Source organism: Streptomyces sp. NPDC088116 (genome assembly GCF_044741745.1).
In the GTDB taxonomy this organism is placed as follows: domain Bacteria; phylum Actinomycetota; class Actinomycetes; order Streptomycetales; family Streptomycetaceae; genus Streptomyces.
Genome location: NZ_JBIUTF010000002.1, coordinates 1,207,069 through 1,224,279 on the forward strand (window position 1 = coordinate 1,207,069; position 17,211 = coordinate 1,224,279).

Below are 17,211 nucleotides of genomic sequence, written 5' to 3' on the forward strand. Positions count from 1 at the left end.
TGGACCATGCTGTGACTCTCTTGTTACTACGGAGGGGTTTGTGTAGATCAATTGCGTGGCTGAAAGAGGGGTTTGGGGCTCTTTGGCCGCGCGGGCTGCGAGGAACCAGCAGGACGGGGCCGAGGTGCCCGCCGTGCGGACGGTTTTGTGGGCGGGCCGTCCCGGGTGTCGGGAAGGATCGGCGGGGCGGATTCCGAGGAGGGAGGGACTCCGCTTCCATGTTGCGCCCTTATTACGCGGCGTTACGTCCAGGAAAGGGAATCCTGGATTCTGCGGCTCTTTTCCGCATTGCGCACATGAGTGCCCGTAGGCGCTTTTAGCTGTGGGCCGGGCTTTTGCGGTACTTGGGGTGGGGCTGGGGCGCGTTCGGGAAGTGGCGTCGGGCCCGCCGGCGGGGCGGGCCGGTCCGTACGGCCGGGTTGCGTGATCCGACCGGCCGGGCTCGTGCGCCCGGCCGGCCGGGTCCGCGCGTCTCGTGCGGTCAGTCTCGCGTACCGTCGCCGGCGGCCGGGGTGTCCGTGCTGGTGGCGGCGCCGGAGCCGGCACGGGCATCGGTTCCGGCGTCGCGGAGCAGGCAGGTGAGCCGGGCGCTGCAGACGCGCTTGCCGTGCTCGTCGGTGATGACGATCTCGTACGTCGTGGTGGTGCGCCCGCGGTGCACGGGGGTCGCGACGCCGGTCACGATGCCGCTGCGGACGCCGCGGTGGTGCGTGCAGTTGAGGTCCACGCCCACGGCGATCTTGGAGCTGCCGCCGTGGAGCATCGCGCCGATGGAGCCGAGGGTCTCCGCGAGGACGGCCGAGGCGCCGCCGTGCAGCAGTCCGTACGGCTGCGTGTTGCCCTCGACGGGCATGGTGCCGACGACGCGGTCCGGTGACGCCTCGACGATCTCCACGCCCATACGGGTGCCCAGGTGTCCGGCGGAGAAGAGCGCGGGCAGGTCGACGCCGAGCGCGGCGTACTCGTCGATGATCCCCTGCGGGAACTTCGTGGTGGACTGCTCACCCATGGCCCGGCTCCGATCGGCTGTGGTCGTCAAGTGCGTGCTGTGTGCACCGTCTTGTCCTGTCTATCAGACACGGCTGAGCAAACGCTTAGGTTCTGTCGGGCCGGTCGTCCCGGGACCGCGACGACCGGCCCGGCAGAGCCCCGGTCCGGAGGCCGGGCCCAGGCTGTCCGAGGCCGGCTGCTCCAGGCCGCTCAGGCGGACTGCTCGAAGCGCACGACGACGGACTTGCTCGCCGGGGTGTTGCTCGTGTCGGCCGTCGAGCCGAGCGGGACCAGCACATTGGTCTCCGGGTAGTAGGCGGCGGCGCAGCCGCGTGCGGTGGGGTAGTGGACGACCCGGAAGCCGGGGGCGCGGCGCTCCACGCCGTCCTTCCACTCGCTGACGAGGTCGGTGTACGCGCCGTCGGTGAGGCCCAGTTCGGCCGCGTCCTCGGGGTTCACCAGCACGACCCGGCGGCCGCCCTTGATGCCGCGGTAGCGGTCGTCGAGGCCGTAGATGGTGGTGTTGTACTGGTCGTGCGAGCGCAGGGTCTGGAGCAGCAGCCGCCCTTCGGGCAGCTTCGGGAACTCGACGGGCGCGGCGGTGAAGTTGGCCTTGCCGGTGGCGGTGGGGAAGCGGCGTTCGTCGCGGGGGCCGTGCGGGAGCGCGAAGCCGCCGGGGCGGGCCACGCGCGCGTTGAAGTCCTCGAAGCCGGGGATGACGCGGGCGATCCGGTCGCGGATGTTCGCGTAGTCCTTCTCGAAGTCCTCCCACGGGGTGGTGGAGGCGGGTCCCAGGGCGGCGCGTGCCATGCGGGCGACGATGGCGGGTTCGGAGAGCAGGTGGGGGCTCGCGGGCGGGAGGTTGCCGCGGGAGGCGTGCACCATCCCCATGGAGTCCTCGACGGTGACGATCTGACGGCCGCCCGCCTGGAAATCCTTGTCGGTGCGGCCCAGGGTGGGCAGGATCAGCGCGCGTGCGCCGGTCACCGCGTGCGAGCGGTTGAGTTTGGTGGAGACGTGCACGGTGAGGCGGGCGCGGCGCATCGCGGCTTCGGTGACGTCGGTGTCGGGGGTCGCGGCGACGAAGTTGCCGCCCATGGCGAAGAAGACCTTGGCCTCGCCGTCGCGCAGCGCCTCGATGGACCGGACGACGTCGTAGCCGTGGTGGCGTGGCGAGGTGATGCCGAATTCCCGGTCGAGGGCGTCGAGGAAGGCGGGGGCGGGGCGCTCGAAGATGCCCATCGTGCGGTCGCCCTGCACGTTGGAGTGCCCGCGCACCGGGCAGACGCCCGCGCCGGGGCGGCCGATGTTGCCGCGCAGCAGCAGGAAGTTGACGACTTCGCGGATGGTCGGCACGGAGTGCTTGTGCTGGGTGAGGCCCATGGCCCAGCAGACGATGGTGCGTTCCGAGGCGAGGACGAGGGAGAGGGCCTGTTCGATCTCCGCGCGCTCCAGGCCGGTGGCGGCCAGGGTCTCGTCCCAGTCGGCGGCTTGCGCGGCGGCGGTGAACTCCTCGTACCCGTGGGTGTGTTCCGCCACGAACGTGTCGTCGACCGCGCCCGGGGTCTGAAGGATCAGCTTGTTGAGCAGCCGGAAGAGGGCCTGGTCGCCGCCGATACGGATCTGGAGGAAGAGGTCGTTGAGGGCGGCGCCCTTGATCATGCCCTGGGGGGTCTGCGGGTTCTTGAACCGTTGCAGGCCGGCCTCGGGCAGCGGGTTGACCGAGATGATCCGGGCGCCGGCCGCCTTGGCCTTCTCCAGCGCGGAGAGCATCCGGGGGTGGTTGGTGCCCGCGTTCTGTCCGGCGACGATGATCAGGTCGGCCTGGTGGAGGTCTTCCAGGGAGACGCTGCCCTTGCCGATGCCGATGGTCTCCGAGAGCGCCGAGCCGGACGACTCGTGGCACATGTTGGAGCAGTCGGGGAGGTTGTTCGTGCCGAATTCGCGGGCGAAGAGCTGGAGCAGGAACGCGGCTTCGTTGCTGGTGCGGCCCGAAGTGTAGAAGAGGGCTTCGTCGGGGGAGCCGAGCGCCGTCAGCTCCTCCGCGATGATCGCGAAGGCCCGCTCCCAGCTCACCGGCGCGTAGTGGTCGCCGCCCGGTCCTTCTGTGTCCCGCTCCAGCAGCATGGGCTGGGTGATCCGGCCCTGCTGCCCCAGCCAGTAGCCGCTGCGGGAGGCGAGGTCGGACACCGGATGGGCGGCGAAGAACTCGGGGGTGACCCGGCGCAGTGTCGCCTCTTCCGCGACGGCCTTCGCGCCGTTCTCACAGAATTCCGCGGTGTGCCGGTGGTCGCCCTCGGGCCAGGCGCAGCCGGGGCAGTCGAAACCGTTCTTCTGGTTGACCTTGAGCAGCGTCTGAGCGGTGCGCCGCACGCCCATCTGCTGTTGGGCGATACGGAGTGTGTGCGCGATGGCGGGGAGTCCCGCGGCCGCGTGTTTGGGGGCCGAGACCTCTGGCGCGTCCTGGACCGGGTCACCTGCGGGCGGTTTGCTGGCCATCACGCTCTCCCTCGGGTACGCGTTCTCGGTTTGGGGCCGATCCTGTCACGCGCCACTGACGGTGGGGAGTCCGAGTCCGGACGGGTGGGGCCGGCCCGGTGCGCGGGCCCGCCCGGCGGGTGTGCAGCCCGGTTGTTGCGGGGCGGCGGCCGGGGCGGCCGGGGTCGTGTGCGGGGTGGCCGGGTTCGCGCTGGTCGGGGGCGAGCGAGGGGCGGCCGGGATCGCGCCGGTCGGGAATGTCAGTGGGGCGTGGCAGGATCGGGTCTGTGGCTGAGACAGCATCGAAGAAGACCGAAGACAACCGTCCTCGCCTGCTCCTCATGGACGGGCACTCTCTGGCGTACCGGGCGTTCTTCGCGCTGCCCGCGGAGAATTTCACGACCGCGACCGGTCAGCCGACGAATGCCATCTACGGCTTCGCGTCGATGCTGGCGAACACGTTGCGTGATGAATCGCCCACGCATTTCGCCGTGGCGTTCGACGTGTCCCGCAAGACCTGGCGCTCCGAGGAGTTCCCGGAGTACAAGGCGAACCGCTCGAAGACGCCCGACGAGTTCAAGGGGCAGGTGGAGCTGATCGGCGAGCTGCTCGACGCGATGCACGCGGACCGGTTCGCGATCGACGGCTTCGAGGCGGACGACGTCATCGCGACGCTCGCCACCCAGGCCGAGGCCGCGGGCTTCGAGGTGCTCATCGTCACGGGAGACCGGGACTCGTTCCAGCTGATCAGTGAGCACACGACGGTGCTGTATCCGACGAAGGGCGTCTCCGAGCTGACGCGCTTCACACCCGAGAAGGTTCAGGAGAAGTACGGGCTCTCGCCCAGCCAGTATCCGGACTTCGCGGCGCTGCGCGGCGACCCGTCCGACAACCTGCCCGGCATTCCGGGGGTGGGGGAGAAGACCGCCGCGAAGTGGATCAACCAGTTCGGTTCCTTCGACGAGCTGGTGGCGCGCGCCGAGGAGGTCAAGGGCAAGGCGGGCCAGAATTTCCGTGACCACCTGGAGTCGGTCAGGCTCAACCGCCGGCTCACGGAGATGGTGAAGGACGTCGAGCTGCCCAAGAGCGCGCGGGACCTGGAGCGCGCCCCGTACGACCGTGCGGCCGTCAAGGGCGTGCTGGACGTGCTGGAGATCCGTAACCCCAGCCTGCGTGAGCGGCTGCTCGCCGTGGACCCCGGCGCCGTCGAGGACGAGGCCCCGCCGCCCGCCGCCGGTGTCGAGCTGGACGGCGCGGTCCTCGGCTCGGGAGAGCTCGCGCCCTGGCTGGCCGAGCACGGAGCACAGCCGCTCGGTGTCGCCACGGCCGACACGTGGGCGCTGGGCACCGGCAGTGTCGCCGAGGTCGCGCTCGCCGCCGCGGGTGGCGCCGCCGCCTGGTTCGACCCGACCCAGCTGGACGAGGCCGACGAGCAGGCCTTCGCGGCCTGGATCGCCGACGCCGGCCGGCCCAAGGTCATGCACAACGCGAAGAGCGCCATGCGGGTCGCTCCCGAGCACGGCTGGCGGGTCGACGGCGTCACGATGGACACCGCCCTGGCCGCCTACCTGGTCAAGCCGGGCCGCCGCTCCTTCGCCCTGGACGCGCTGGCCATCGAATACCTCGGCCGGGAGCTGGCCCCGGCGGCCGCCGCCGACGGACAGCTCGCCTTCGGTACGGACGAGCAGGCCGAGGCCGAGGCGCTGATGACACAGGCGCGGGCGGTCCTCGACCTGGGGGACGCGTTCACCGAGCGGCTGGGTGAGGTCGGTGCCACCGAGCTGCTCCATGATGTGGAGCTGCCGACCTCCGTGCTGCTGGCCCGGCTGGAGCGCCATGGCATCGCCGCCGACCGGTCGCATCTGGAGGCCATGGAGCAGCAGTTCGCGGGCGCCGTGCAGCAGGCCGTGAAGGAGGCGCATGCCGCCGTCGGCCATGAGTTCAACCTCGGCTCGCCCAAGCAGCTCCAGGAAGTCCTCTTCGGCGAGCTGGGCCTGCCCAAGACGAAGAAGACCAAGACGGGTTACACCACGGACGCGGACGCGCTGGCCTGGCTCGCCGCCCGGACCGAGCACGAACTGCCGGTCATCATGCTGCGCCACCGCGAGCAGGCGAAGCTGCGGGTCACGGTCGAGGGCCTGATCAAGACGATCGGAGCGGACGGCCGGATCCACACCACCTTCAACCAGACCGTGGCGGCGACCGGCCGGCTCTCCTCCACCGATCCCAACCTCCAGAACATCCCGGTGCGCACCGACGAGGGCCGGGCCATCCGCCGCGGCTTCGTCGTGGGCGAGGGCTACGAGTCGCTGATGACGGCCGACTACAGCCAGATCGAGCTGCGGGTGATGGCCCATCTCTCCGAGGACGAGGGGCTGATCGAGGCCTTCACCTCCGGTGAGGACCTGCACACCACCGTCGCCTCCCAGGTGTTCGGTGTGGAGAAGTCCGCCGTGGACCCCGAGATGCGCCGGAAGATCAAGGCGATGTCGTACGGACTGGCCTACGGGCTCTCGGCGTTCGGCCTCTCCCAGCAGCTGAACATCGAGGCGGCCGAGGCACGCGGGCTGATGGACACCTTCTTCGAGCGCTTCGGAGGCGTCCGCGACTATCTGCACCGAGCGGTCGTGGAGGCCAGGGCCACGGGCTATACGGAGACGATGCTGGGCCGCCGCCGCTATCTGCCCGACCTCAACAGCGACAACCGGCAGCGCCGTGAGATGGCCGAGCGCATGGCCCTCAACGCACCGATCCAGGGCACGGCGGCGGACATCGTCAAGGTGGCCATGCTCAAGGTCGACCGGGCGATGACCGAGGCTTCCCTGAACAGCCGGATGCTCCTCCAGGTCCATGACGAAATCGTCCTGGAGATCGCCCCGGGCGAGCGTGACCGGGTGGAGGAGCTGCTGCGCCGGGAAATGCCGACCGCGGTCGAACTGCGGGCGCCGCTGGATGTCTCGGTGGGCGTGGGCGACAACTGGGAGTCGGCGGCGCACTGATCACTGCGCCGACCCCTCCCGCACAACGACACCGGCAGCCGGGCGACGGGCGGGAGGGGGACGGGGGCGCAGGAGGTGACGTGTGCGGACGTAGAGCGTGATGTGTGGCGTACGACAACCCGCACCGCTGCCCACCGGCCGCACACGCCGTACATCATGCGGTCCCGACATGCGCTCCGGAGGCCCCGGCCCCCGGACCACCCACACATCGCACCCGCACCCGCACCCCGCCGGACGGCGTACCGGTGAAAGGCCGTCACGGACCGGTGTGCTGGGGCCACGAGTTGACGTAGGGTCGCCTGTGTCCTCGCGCGGGGAGCGCGGAAAGCCGACCACGGGGAGGGACCAGACATATGACAGCGCTATTCGGTCGCCGACTGCGCAGAAGTGCGACCACCACTGCGGTGGCCGCCGCCGCCATCGCGGCACTCTCCGCCTCGCAGGCGCCCGGCGCCATCCCCACGGGCACGGGTGACTCCCGGGCCGCCGACGCGACCCCGCCCCCCGGCACCTCGGCCACCGGCAACTCCCCGTACTACACCGAGCTTCCGCCGCTCACCACGCCCGGCAAGCCGGGTACCTCGATAGACCTGCCGGCCACGGGTCCGGCGCAAGCGGGTATTCCGGCCACGGTGCTGGCCGCGTACAAGCAGGCGGAAGCGGCCCTCGCGGAGAGCAAGCCGGGCTGCAACCTGCCCTGGCAACTGCTCGCCGCGATCGGCAAGGTCGAGTCGGGCCAGGCACGCGGCGGACGGGTGGACGCCAACGGCACCACACACGCGCCGATCCTCGGCCCGGTGCTCAACGGCGTCGGGTTCGCCAACATCTCCGACACCGACAAGGGCGAGTACGACGGCGACACGACCCACGACCGGGCGGTCGGCCCGATGCAGTTCATCCCCTCGACCTGGGCGACCTGGGGCCAGGACGCCAACGGCGACGGCAGCGAGGACCCCAACAACATCTACGACGCCGCGCTGGCGGCCGCGAAGTATCTCTGCCACGCGAACCGGGACCTCTCCGCCGACGCCGGTCTGCACCAGGCCATCCTCAGTTACAACCACTCGCAGGAGTACCTGAACACGGTCCTGACCTGGTTCCAGTACTACAAGAACGGTACGCACGAGGTCCCGGACGGTACCGGCGTGCTGCCCGCCGACCGCGGTCCGGACAGTTCCGCCTCCTCGCCGACGCCGGGTCCGAGCACCAGCCCGACCCCGAGCCCGACGAAGCCCCAGCACACGCCGAGCCCCAGCCCTCCCGGTTCGTCGCCCTCCAAGCCCGGGGGCGGTGCCGGTTCGGGCCCGACGAAGCCCGGCGGTGGCGGTTCGAGTCCGACGAAGCCCGGCGGTGGCGGCAGCGGCAGCCCGGAACCCACGCCTCCGTCCACCACCCCCACGCCTCCCCAGCCCCCCAAGCCCGTTGTCAAGCAGTTGCAGAAGGCCGGCACGGGGACGCTGACCGCCGTGGCCGGCGGCCAGTTCGCCGGACGGATCGCGGTGCGTGCCGTCGACGCGAAGGCCGAGCCCGTCGCCGGGGTGCCGGTCCGCTTCGAGATCATCGGTGACACGGAAGCCCGCTTCCTCGGAGCCAAGTCCGAGGTCACCCTCATCACGACCAAGGACGGCATGGCGATCGCCCCGGCCCTCCAAGCGGGCGAGAAGGCCGGTGACTTCACGATCCGGGCCACCACCACCGTCCGGGGCATCGCACCCGCCGACCACGCCGCGACCGTCACCGCCCGTCAGGCGGACGCTCTCGCCAGGACCTCCGACAAGGAGCTGACGGCCGCGCCCGGCACCGAGTTCGCCGAGCCGGTCGAGGTCACGGCCACGTACAAGAACGCCGTGGCATCGGGCGTGGCGGTGACCGCCACCATGATCACCTCCGCCGCCGACGTCACCCCGCACGGCAAGGGCCCCTACTTCAAGGACGCGAAGGGCAACCCGCTCCGCGAGCTGACGGACCTCAAGACCGACGCCCAGGGTGTCCTCCGGCTCCCGAAGATCTTCGCGGACGGCACGGCGGGCACGTTCCTGCTCCGCCTCGAAACCGAGGGCGGCGCGACGTTGACGATCGAGCTGAAGGTCGCCTGACCCCAGGCCTCAACTCTTCGGCGCCGTATGCCGTCCCGCCCTCCGACCGGCCGACCGGACGGAGGGCGGGACGCGTTCACGCGTGTGTACGCGCGTGAACGTCACCGCCGGTTGTTCGTGCGGCGCGTCGCCGTGGCCGTGGACGGGTCCTCCGGCCATGGGTGGCGGGGATAGCGGCCGCGCAGTTCCGCCCGTACGGCCCGGTACCCCTCCTGCCAGAAGGACGCCAGGTCCGCCGTCACGGCCGCGGGGCGCCCCGCCGGGGAGAGCAGGTGGACCAGTACCGGAACCCCGGCGACCGCAGGGGTCTCCCGGAGGCCGAACAACTCCTGGAGTTTCACCGCCAGTACGGGCTGCGGCCCGCCGTACTCCACCCGTACCCGCGACCCGCTCGGCACCTCGATACGTTCCGGCGCCAGCTCGTCCAGCCGTGCGGCCTCGCCCGTCGCCCAGGGCAGCAGGCGCCGCAGCGCCTGGCCCGCGTCGAGCCGGGCCAGGTCCGACCGGCGCCGGGCCCTGGACAGTTCGGGTTCCAGCCAGGCGTCCGGATGTTCCAGCAGAGCCGCGTCAGAGACGTCCGGCCAGGCCCCGCCCAGCTCCCGGTGCAGAAAACCGAGCCGCTCGCGCAGCCCCTCCGAGTCCCGCGTCCAGCGCAGCAGGCCGAGTCCCTCGCGCCGTAGCCCGTCCAGGAGAGCCGCGCGTACCAAGGGCGGCTCCGGCGCCTTCAGGGGGCGTACGGACAGTTCGACCGCGCCGAGCCGTTCCACCCGCCGTGCGACGACATCGCCGCCCTCCCAGCGCACTTCCTCGCCCGCCACACGCAGCTGCCCGGCCGCGGTCCGCGCCGTGTCCTCGTCGATGACCGCGGCGAGCCGTACCCGCGCGGCGGCGGCCGTGGCCGGCCGGTCAGCGACCGCCACCGCCAGCCAGGGCGCGCTGCGCAGCCGCGAACCGTCGCCCAGTTCGCCCCCGGTGCCGGACACCATCAGATATGTCCCGTCGCCCCGGGCCCGCGCCACCCGCTCCGGAAAGGCGAGCGCCACGACGAGCCCGGCGACCGCGTCATCGGTGCCGGCCGCGCCGCCCCGCTCCCGCCCGGCGGCCGACGCCGAGATCGCCGCCGATCCCGAGCCCGAGCCCGATACCGATCGCGCGACCGATCCTGATGCCGATTCCGCCGCCGAGGTCAGCCGCCGCGCCTCCTGCCGCCAGCGCGCGGCGTACGCGTCACCGCTCCCGCCCCCACGGGCCGCACGCCACGCCGCCGTCAGATCGTCCCCGTACGACCTCGGCGGCTCCTCGCTCAACAGGGCCACGACCTCCGCCGCCCGGCGCGCGCCCACCTGCCGCGCGCCGTCGAGGAGCGCCCGCGCGAGCCGGGGGTGCAGGCCGACCCTGGCCATCCGTACGCCCCGGTCCGTCACCCGCCCGTTCCCGTCCACCGCGCCGATCGCGGTCAGCACCGCGCGCGCGGCGGCCAGCGCACCGGCCGGCGGCGGGTCCAGCAGGGCGAGGCCGTCCGCCGAGGGGTCGCCCCAGCACGCGGCCTGGAGCGCGAAGGCCGCCAGATCCGCGACCTTGATCTCGGGGGAGGGGAAGCGGGCCAGCCGGCCGTCCTCGGCCTCGGTCCAGCAGCGGTAGACGGCCCCGGGCGCCTCGCGCCCGGCCCGCCCGGCCCGCTGCCGGGCGCCCGCCTGCGACACCCGCACCGTCGTCAGGGCGCTCAGCCCCCGGGCGTGATCGGTACGGGGCTCACGCGCGAGCCCCGCGTCCACGACGATCCGTACGCCCGGCACGGTCAGGCTCGACTCGGCGACCGCCGTGGCCAGGACGACCCGCCGACCGCCCGAAGAGCCGCAAGCTCCCGAAGATCCGGCTGCCGAAGAACCCGAAGCGCCCGAGGAACCGGCCAGCACCGCGTCCTGTACCGCCGCCGGTGCCCGCCCGTGCACCTGGAGGACCTCGGCGCCGGTGCTTCCCAGCAGGCCCGCCACCCGGCCGATCTCCCCCACTCCCGGCAGGAAACAGAGCACGTCACCGTCCCGTTCGGCCAGCGCCCGCCGCACGACCGACGCCACATGCGTCAGCAGCGCCGAATCGACCCGCATGCCGTGGGGCGGCCGTACGGGCTTCACGGGCGGCGCCCAGACCACCTCCACCGGATACGAGACGCCCCGCGCCTGAACCACCGGCGCGTCCCCCAGCAACCGCGCCCAGCCGGCCGCGTCGGTCGTCGCCGACGCCGCCACCAGCTGTAGCTCCGGCCGCAGCGCGGCCCGTACATCCAGCAGGAAAGCGGCCACGGTGTCCGCGTCCAGATGCCGCTCGTGGCACTCGTCGAGGATCACCACATCGACCCCGGCCAGTTCCTGATCGCGCTGGAGCCGCTGCAGGAGCACCCCGGTGGTCACCACTTCCACCACCGTGTCGCGCCCCACCACGCGCTCCCCGCGCACGGTGAAGCCGACGCGCTCCCCGGCGCGCTCACCGAGCAGCCAGGCCATCCGGCGGGCCGCCGCACGTGCCGCGATCCGCCGCGGCTCGGCGACGACGACCCGCCGCGCCGGTCCGTCGCCGAGCAGCCCCGCCAGCGCCAGCGGGACCAGCGTCGTCTTGCCCGTCCCCGGCGGCGCGCACAGCACCGCGCAGCCGTGCTCTTCGAGGGCGCTCTTCAGCGCGGGGACGGCCGTATGTACGGGAAGACTGCCGAGGATGTCGTCGCGGATCACCCGCTCAGTCTCGTACCCGCGAGCCCCTCGGCCCCACTCGGTCCCGCTGACAGGAGAGCGGGTGGTTCAGTCCCGTACGCGAACGGGCGGCTCAGTACCGTACGCGAGCGGCGGTTCAGTCCCGTACGCAGACGAAGATCGCCGATCCCGGGATCAGGTTCCCCCGCAGCGGGGACCAGCCGCCCCACTCCTGGGTGTTCCACTCCGGCCACCGCGGCTCCACCAGGTCGATCAGCCGGAAGCCGCCCGCGACGACGTCCCGTACCCGGTCGCCGACCGTCCGGTGGTGCTCGACGTACACCGCCTGCCCCTCCTCGTCCTGCTCGACATAGGGAGTGCGGTCGAAGTACGAGGACGAGACCGACAGGCCCTCGGGCCCCGGCTCGTCCGGAAACGCCCAGCGGATCGGGTGCGTGACGGAGAAGACCCAGCGCCCGCCGGGCCGCAGCACCCGCCGTACCTCGCGGAACACCTTCACCGGATCGGCGACGAAGGGGATGGCGCCGTAGGCGGAACAAGCGAGGTCGAAGGAGCCGTCACGGAAGGGCAGCGCACCCGCGTCCGCCTCCACCAGCGGGAAGGTGAGGGAGCGGCCCTCGGCTATGCGCAGTGCGTGCTGGAGCTGGCGGTGCGAGAGATCCAGCGCCACCGGGCGCGCGCCCTGCGCGGCCAGCCAGCGGGAGCACTGGGCGGCGCCCGCCCCGATCTCCAGGACGTCCAGCCCCTCCAGCGACTCCGGCGGGCCGAGCAGTCCGGCCTCCACTTCGTCGAGCCCCTCCGGGCCCCAGACGAACCGGTCGTCCCCCAGGAAGGTGCCGTGCTCTATCTGGTAGTCGTCGGCGTTCCGGTCCCACCAGCCGCGGTTGGCCCGGCTGCTCTCCACCTCCCCGCTGTCGCGGCGGGTGGCTTCGGGTTCGGGTTCGAGTCCGGAGTCGAGTTCGGGTACGGGTACGGGTACGGGTACGGAGTCGAGTTCGGGTTCGGGTACGGAGTCGGGTACGGGTTCGGTGCCATGTCCGGTTCCCGGCGTCGTGTGTCCGGCTTCGGCTGCGTGCTCTTGGATCATCGTGCCCGTCGTCGTAGTGTGCGAAGAGTGGTCGTGGGGCCGTTGTGGCCTCATCAAACGCTTGTTGTGCCGGGTATGAGAGGTTCCACCCCGGGTGTGCGCGTTCGCGCATTGACCCCGCCCGGCTGCCCCCGTATGCTAAAGGTTGCGCTGCGGGCTTGCGCGCCTCAGACGTAGCAGCCGCGCTCGCATCTGTATATAAGACCCCTCGGTTGTCGAGGCGCTTTCCCTATTTGTCCAGGGGCGGCGCTTCCTTGGCTGTCCGGTTGGTGCAGAGGCGATATCGGGCTCTCGGCGTAGCAGTACCTACGACTCAATGTCCGTACCGGAGCCCTTTCCCACATGACGAGCAGCACCGAGACCACCGCCACCACCCCGCAGGTTGCGGTCAACGACATCGGTAACGAGGAAGCTTTCCTCGCCGCGATCGACGAGACGATCAAGTACTTCAACGACGGCGACATCGTCGACGGCGTCATCGTGAAGGTCGACCGGGACGAGGTCCTGCTCGACATCGGTTACAAGACCGAAGGCGTCATTCCTTCCCGCGAGCTTTCGATCAAGCACGACGTCGACCCCAATGAGGTCGTCGCCGTGGGCGATGAGATCGAGGCCCTGGTTCTCCAGAAGGAGGACAAGGAAGGCCGTCTCATCCTGTCCAAGAAGCGTGCTCAGTACGAGCGCGCCTGGGGCACGATCGAGAAGATCAAGGAAGAAGACGGCATCGTCACCGGTACCGTCATCGAGGTCGTCAAGGGTGGTCTCATCCTCGACATCGGCCTCCGTGGCTTCCTGCCGGCTTCCCTCGTCGAGATGCGTCGTGTCCGCGACCTCCAGCCCTACGTGGGCAAGGAGCTCGAGGCCAAGATCATCGAGCTGGACAAGAACCGCAACAACGTGGTGCTGTCCCGCCGTGCCTGGCTGGAGCAGACCCAGAGCGAGGTCCGTCAGACCTTCCTCACGACCCTGCAGAAGGGCCAGGTCCGCTCCGGCGTCGTTTCCTCGATCGTCAACTTCGGTGCGTTCGTGGACCTCGGCGGCGTCGATGGTCTGGTGCACGTCTCCGAGCTGTCCTGGAAGCACATCGACCACCCCTCCGAGGTTGTCGAGGTCGGCCAGGAAGTCACCGTCGAGGTTCTCGACGTGGACATGGACCGCGAGCGTGTCTCCCTGTCGCTCAAGGCGACGCAGGAAGACCCGTGGCAGCAGTTCGCCCGGACGCACCAGATCGGCCAGGTCGTTCCCGGCAAGGTCACGAAGCTCGTTCCGTTCGGTGCGTTCGTCCGCGTCGACGAGGGCATCGAGGGTCTGGTCCACATCTCCGAGCTGGCCGAGCGCCACGTGGAGATCCCGGAGCAGGTCGTCCAGGTCAACGACGAGATCTTCGTCAAGGTCATCGACATCGACCTGGAGCGTCGCCGCATCAGCCTCTCGCTGAAGCAGGCCAACGAGGCCTTCGGTGGCGACCCGGCCGCGGTCGAGTTCGACCCGACGCTCTACGGCATGGCGGCGTCCTACGACGACCAGGGCAACTACATCTACCCCGAGGGCTTCGACCCCGAGACCAACGACTGGCTCGAGGGCTTCGAATCCCAGCGCGAGGTGTGGGAGACCCAGTACGCCGAGGCGCAGACGCGCTTCGAGCAGCACCAGGCTCAGGTCATCAAGTCCCGCGAGGCCGACGAGGCCGCCGCTGCCGAGGGTGCTGCCGCGCCCGCCGGTGCCGGCAGCGCTCCGGCCGCCTCGGGTGGCTCGTACTCCTCGGAGTCCACGGACAACTCCGGCGCCCTGGCGTCGGACGAGGCCCTGGCCGCCCTGCGCGAGAAGCTGGCCGGCGGTCAGAGCTGACGGCTCGGACTGTAGGCGGCTGTTCGCACAGCTGAAGAGCTGAACGTAAGGCCCGTTCCCTTCGGGGAGCGGGCCTTACGCATGCGCTGATGCTGGGAGCGGCGCTCACTGTCGATGCTGATGGTGTTCCGCCCGGCTGCCCTCGCCGAGTACGTTGTCGCCCTTCACGTCGATCCAGGAGCAGTCCCGGAGCACTCGTCTTCGCGGTGCGCAACAGGCCGCCGGACACGTGTACTTCGACGGTGACCACCTCTCGTGCACCGCTTCCTGGCAGTGCCTGGGGGTGAGGGGAATGTCAGCGCCCTGTGGTGCGTTCTTCGATAGAACACGAGGAGGAGCGGTAATCGTGCTTGATCCGCAGGGATTGTATGAGTGGGAGCCCAAGGGCCTGGCAGTCGTCGACATGGCACTGGCACAGGAGTCCGCGGGCCTGGTCATGCTGTACCACTTCGACGGCTACATCGACGCGGGTGAGACCGGCGACCAGATCGTCGAGAACCTGCTGGAGGAACTGCCAAATCAGGTGGTGGCCCGCTTCGACCACGACCGGTTGGTCGACTACCGCGCCCGGCGCCCGCTGCTGACCTTCCGGCGCGACCGCTACGCGGGCTACGAGACGCCGACGCTCGACGTACGGCTTGTGCAGGACGCCACGGGCGCACCGTTCCTGCTGCTGTCGGGGCCCGAACCGGATGTGGAGTGGGAGCGTTTCGCGCGAGCGGTGCGACAGATCGTGGACCGCCTGGGCGTGCGCCTCTCGGTGAACTTCCACGGCATTCCGATGGGTGTTCCGCACACCCGTCCCGTCGGCATGACCCCGCACGGCAACCGGACCGACCTCATGCCCGGCCATCGCAGCCCCTTCGACGAGGCGCAGGTGCCCGGCAGCGCGCAGTCGCTGGTCGAGTACCGGCTGATGGAGTCGGACCACGATGTCCTGGGTGTCGCGGTGCATGTCCCGCACTATGTCGCCCGGTCCTCGTACCCCGACGCGGCGCTGACCGCCCTGGAAGCGATCACGGCCGCGACCGGCCTGGTGCTGCCGACCGTCGCGCACTCCCTCCGTACGGAGGCGCAGCGCACCCAGACCGAGATCGAGCGGCAGCTGGGCGAGGGCGACGAGGAACTGGTCACGATGGTGCGGGGACTTGAGCACCAGTACGACGCGATCGCGGGCGCCGAGACCCGGGGGAACCTGGTTGCCGAGCCCGCTGAACTGCCGTCGGCCGACGAGATCGGCCGCGAGTTCGAGAAGTTCCTGGCGGAGCGTGAGGGCGAGAGCGGCGGATGATGTGGCCGGGTGTTCCTTGCCGGGCCTCCAAGTCTTTGCCGGCCCCAGGTGATTGGCGGGCCCAAGTCTTGGGCGGGCCCGCAGGATCGACCGGACAGGACCTAGGCTGAGCGCATGTTGAGGTTGGGACTCACCGGCGGAATCGGCGCGGGCAAGAGCGAAGTATCTCGCTTGCTGACCAGTTACGGGGCGGTACTGATCGACTCCGACCGGATCGCGCGCGAAGTGGTCGAGCCGGGGACACCGGGACTGACGGCCGTGGCCGCCGAGTTCGGTCCGGAGGTGCTGACGGCGGACGGGGCGCTCGACCGGCCCAAGCTCGGCGGGATCGTGTTCGGCGACCCGGAGCGGCTGCGTGCTCTGAACGCGATTGTGCATCCCTTGGTACGCGCCCGCTCCGCCGAGCTGGAGGCGGCGGCCGGGCCGGACGCCATCGTGGTGCATGACGTGCCCCTGCTCGTGGAGAACGGGATGGCCGCGCTGTACGACCTGGTGGTCGTCGTGGACGCCTCGCCCGGGACACAGCTGGACCGGCTTGTACGACAGCGGGGGATGGCGGAGTCGGAGGCGCGTCAGCGGATGGCCGCGCAGGCCACCCGCGAGGAGCGTCGCGCCGTCGCGGATGTCGTCATCGACAACGACGGCCCACTGGAACAGCTGGAACCGCAGGTCCGCGCGGTCTGGCAGCAACTGTCGGAGCGCGCTGCGGCGGGGAACTGACCAGCTCCCGGCGCACAGTGCGGAACAGCTCCGGCAGAGGGTGCGAACAGCTCCGCGAGAGGGTGCGGAACAGCTCCGGCACACGATGCGGAATAGCACTGGCGTGCGTGGCGTTGAAAGCGGGCAGTCAGGGAAGGATGCGACCGTGCCCGAGAGCCCGGAGACCCACGTCATCGACTATCGCGCGGCGGAGCAACTGCTGGCCGCGCGCGATCCGCGCGGGGCCGTGAAACTGCTGGATTCGGTGATCGCGGCCCACCCCGAGAACACGGCTGCCCGGCTGCTGCGTGCCCGTGCGTTCTTCGCCGCGGCCCAACTGAGACCCGCCGAGCTCGAGTTCGAGCTGGTCCTGGAGCGCGAGCCGGACAATGCCTTCGCGCATTTCGCCCTGGCCCGTACCTTCGAGCGCTCCGGACGGCCGGAACAGGCGAAACGACACTTCCGTCTGGCGGCCGCGCTGGATCCCAAGCCGGAGTATGTGAAGGCCGCGCAGTTCGATTCCGATCCACGGGACATCGGCGGCTGAGGTCGCCTCGGCCGTCACCGGCCGTGCGAGCCGTGGTCCGGGCCCTCGCCCCGGCCGGGGCTCGCGCCGGGGCCGCGGTCGTCGTCGTCCGGCTCGTACGGAGGGACGTCCCGTCCCGGCTGGTAGTGCGGCCCCTGGCGGATATGGCGTATCACGATGACCAGGTCCGTCGCGACGATCAGGAAGAGCACACCGCAGGCGACGGCCCATCCCATCCGTCCGGCGAACGCGAACGCGGTGGTGCCGAGACCGGTCCAGATCAGGCCCCACACGCTCAGCCAGAACCGCATGCGCAGCGGACTGCGCGCGGTCACAGGTTCACTCCCGGTGCGCATAACCGTCGCACCTCCTGCCTCGTATGTACCCACGGACACGGACACGGACACGGACACGGACACGGACACGGACACGGACACGGACACGGACACGGACACGGACACGGACACGGACACGGACACGGACACGGCC

General features: G+C 70.7%; 11 protein-coding genes. 6 read left to right on the plus strand and 5 right to left on the minus strand.

The genetic code is table 11. The features are described from left to right. Nucleotides 1–481 precede the first annotated feature (481 nt). Nucleotides 482–1,009 (minus strand): PaaI family thioesterase, encoded by a 528-nt coding sequence (locus ACIOJD_RS11595; protein WP_401911166.1) that lies wholly within the window; start codon nt 1,007–1,009, stop codon nt 482–484. A gap of 191 nt (nt 1,010–1,200) precedes the next feature. Continuing rightward, a complete protein-coding gene (locus ACIOJD_RS11600; protein WP_401911169.1) occupies nt 1,201–3,489 on the minus strand; it encodes an FdhF/YdeP family oxidoreductase in 2,289 nt (762 codons plus the stop codon). Nucleotides 3,490–3,755: 266 nt separating this feature from the next. On the opposite strand from ACIOJD_RS11600, the gene polA reads away from it, so the two are divergent. Both polA and ACIOJD_RS11610 read left to right on the plus strand, forming a co-directional pair. After that, nucleotides 3,756–6,467 carry a DNA polymerase I gene (gene polA / locus ACIOJD_RS11605; protein WP_401911172.1) on the plus strand — a complete coding sequence of 904 codons (2,712 nt, stop codon included), beginning with the start codon at nt 3,756–3,758 and terminating at the stop codon, nt 6,465–6,467. A gap of 353 nt (nt 6,468–6,820) precedes the next feature. Further along, complete coding sequence (locus tag ACIOJD_RS11610) at nt 6,821–8,563, plus strand: lytic transglycosylase domain-containing protein (RefSeq protein WP_401911174.1); 1,743 nt, start codon at nt 6,821–6,823, stop codon at nt 8,561–8,563. 101 nt (nt 8,564–8,664) lie between these two features. Here ACIOJD_RS11610 and hrpB read toward each other — a convergent pair whose 3' ends face one another. Then, complete coding sequence (hrpB, locus tag ACIOJD_RS11615; RefSeq protein ID WP_401911177.1) at nt 8,665–11,292, minus strand: ATP-dependent helicase HrpB; 2,628 nt, start codon at nt 11,290–11,292, stop codon at nt 8,665–8,667. Between the two features lie 115 nt (nt 11,293–11,407). Then, complete coding sequence (locus ACIOJD_RS11620; protein ID WP_401911180.1) at nt 11,408–12,358, minus strand: class I SAM-dependent methyltransferase; 951 nt, start codon at nt 12,356–12,358, stop codon at nt 11,408–11,410. A 342-nt stretch (nt 12,359–12,700) separates the two neighbouring features. Here ACIOJD_RS11620 and rpsA point away from each other — a divergent pair, with 342 nt between their 5' ends. The 4 genes from rpsA (at nt 12,701) to ACIOJD_RS11640 (ending at nt 16,743) form a co-directional block, all read left to right on the plus strand. Beyond that, a complete protein-coding gene (gene rpsA / locus ACIOJD_RS11625; protein ID WP_401885778.1) occupies nt 12,701–14,206 on the plus strand; it encodes a 30S ribosomal protein S1 in 1,506 nt (501 codons plus the stop codon). A 346-nt stretch (nt 14,207–14,552) separates the two neighbouring features. Continuing rightward, nucleotides 14,553–15,497, plus strand: coding sequence for a PAC2 family protein (locus ACIOJD_RS11630; protein ID WP_401911182.1), 945 nt, complete (start codon nt 14,553–14,555; stop codon nt 15,495–15,497). 114 nt (nt 15,498–15,611) lie between these two features. Further along, a complete protein-coding gene (gene coaE, locus ACIOJD_RS11635; RefSeq protein WP_401911185.1) occupies nt 15,612–16,217 on the plus strand; it encodes a dephospho-CoA kinase in 606 nt (201 codons plus the stop codon). Nucleotides 16,218–16,362: 145 nt separating this feature from the next. Continuing rightward, a complete protein-coding gene (locus ACIOJD_RS11640; protein WP_401911187.1) occupies nt 16,363–16,743 on the plus strand; it encodes a tetratricopeptide repeat protein in 381 nt (126 codons plus the stop codon). 14 nt (nt 16,744–16,757) lie between these two features. Here ACIOJD_RS11640 and ACIOJD_RS11645 read toward each other — a convergent pair whose 3' ends face one another. Then, on the minus strand, nt 16,758–17,078 hold the full coding sequence (locus tag ACIOJD_RS11645; protein WP_401911189.1) for a DUF6343 family protein: 321 nt from the start codon (nt 17,076–17,078) through the stop codon (nt 16,758–16,760). Nucleotides 17,079–17,211 lie beyond the last annotated feature (133 nt).

What these genes read in the sequence shown, in the direction of transcription:
- ACIOJD_RS11595 (WP_401911166.1), bottom strand. Translation starts at nt 1,009, where the DNA reads ATGGGTGAGCAGTCCACCACGAAGTTCCCGCAGGGGATCATCGACGAG.
- ACIOJD_RS11600 (WP_401911169.1), bottom strand. Translation starts at nt 3,489, where the DNA reads ATGGCCAGCAAACCGCCCGCAGGTGACCCGGTCCAGGACGCGCCAGAG.
- ACIOJD_RS11610 (WP_401911174.1), top strand. Translation starts at nt 6,821, where the DNA reads ATGACAGCGCTATTCGGTCGCCGACTGCGCAGAAGTGCGACCACCACT.
- ACIOJD_RS11620 (WP_401911180.1), bottom strand. Translation starts at nt 12,358, where the DNA reads ATGATCCAAGAGCACGCAGCCGAAGCCGGACACACGACGCCGGGAACC.
- rpsA (WP_401885778.1), top strand. Translation starts at nt 12,701, where the DNA reads ATGACGAGCAGCACCGAGACCACCGCCACCACCCCGCAGGTTGCGGTC.
- coaE (WP_401911185.1), top strand. Translation starts at nt 15,612, where the DNA reads ATGTTGAGGTTGGGACTCACCGGCGGAATCGGCGCGGGCAAGAGCGAA.
- ACIOJD_RS11645 (WP_401911189.1), bottom strand. Translation starts at nt 17,078, where the DNA reads ATGCGCACCGGGAGTGAACCTGTGACCGCGCGCAGTCCGCTGCGCATG.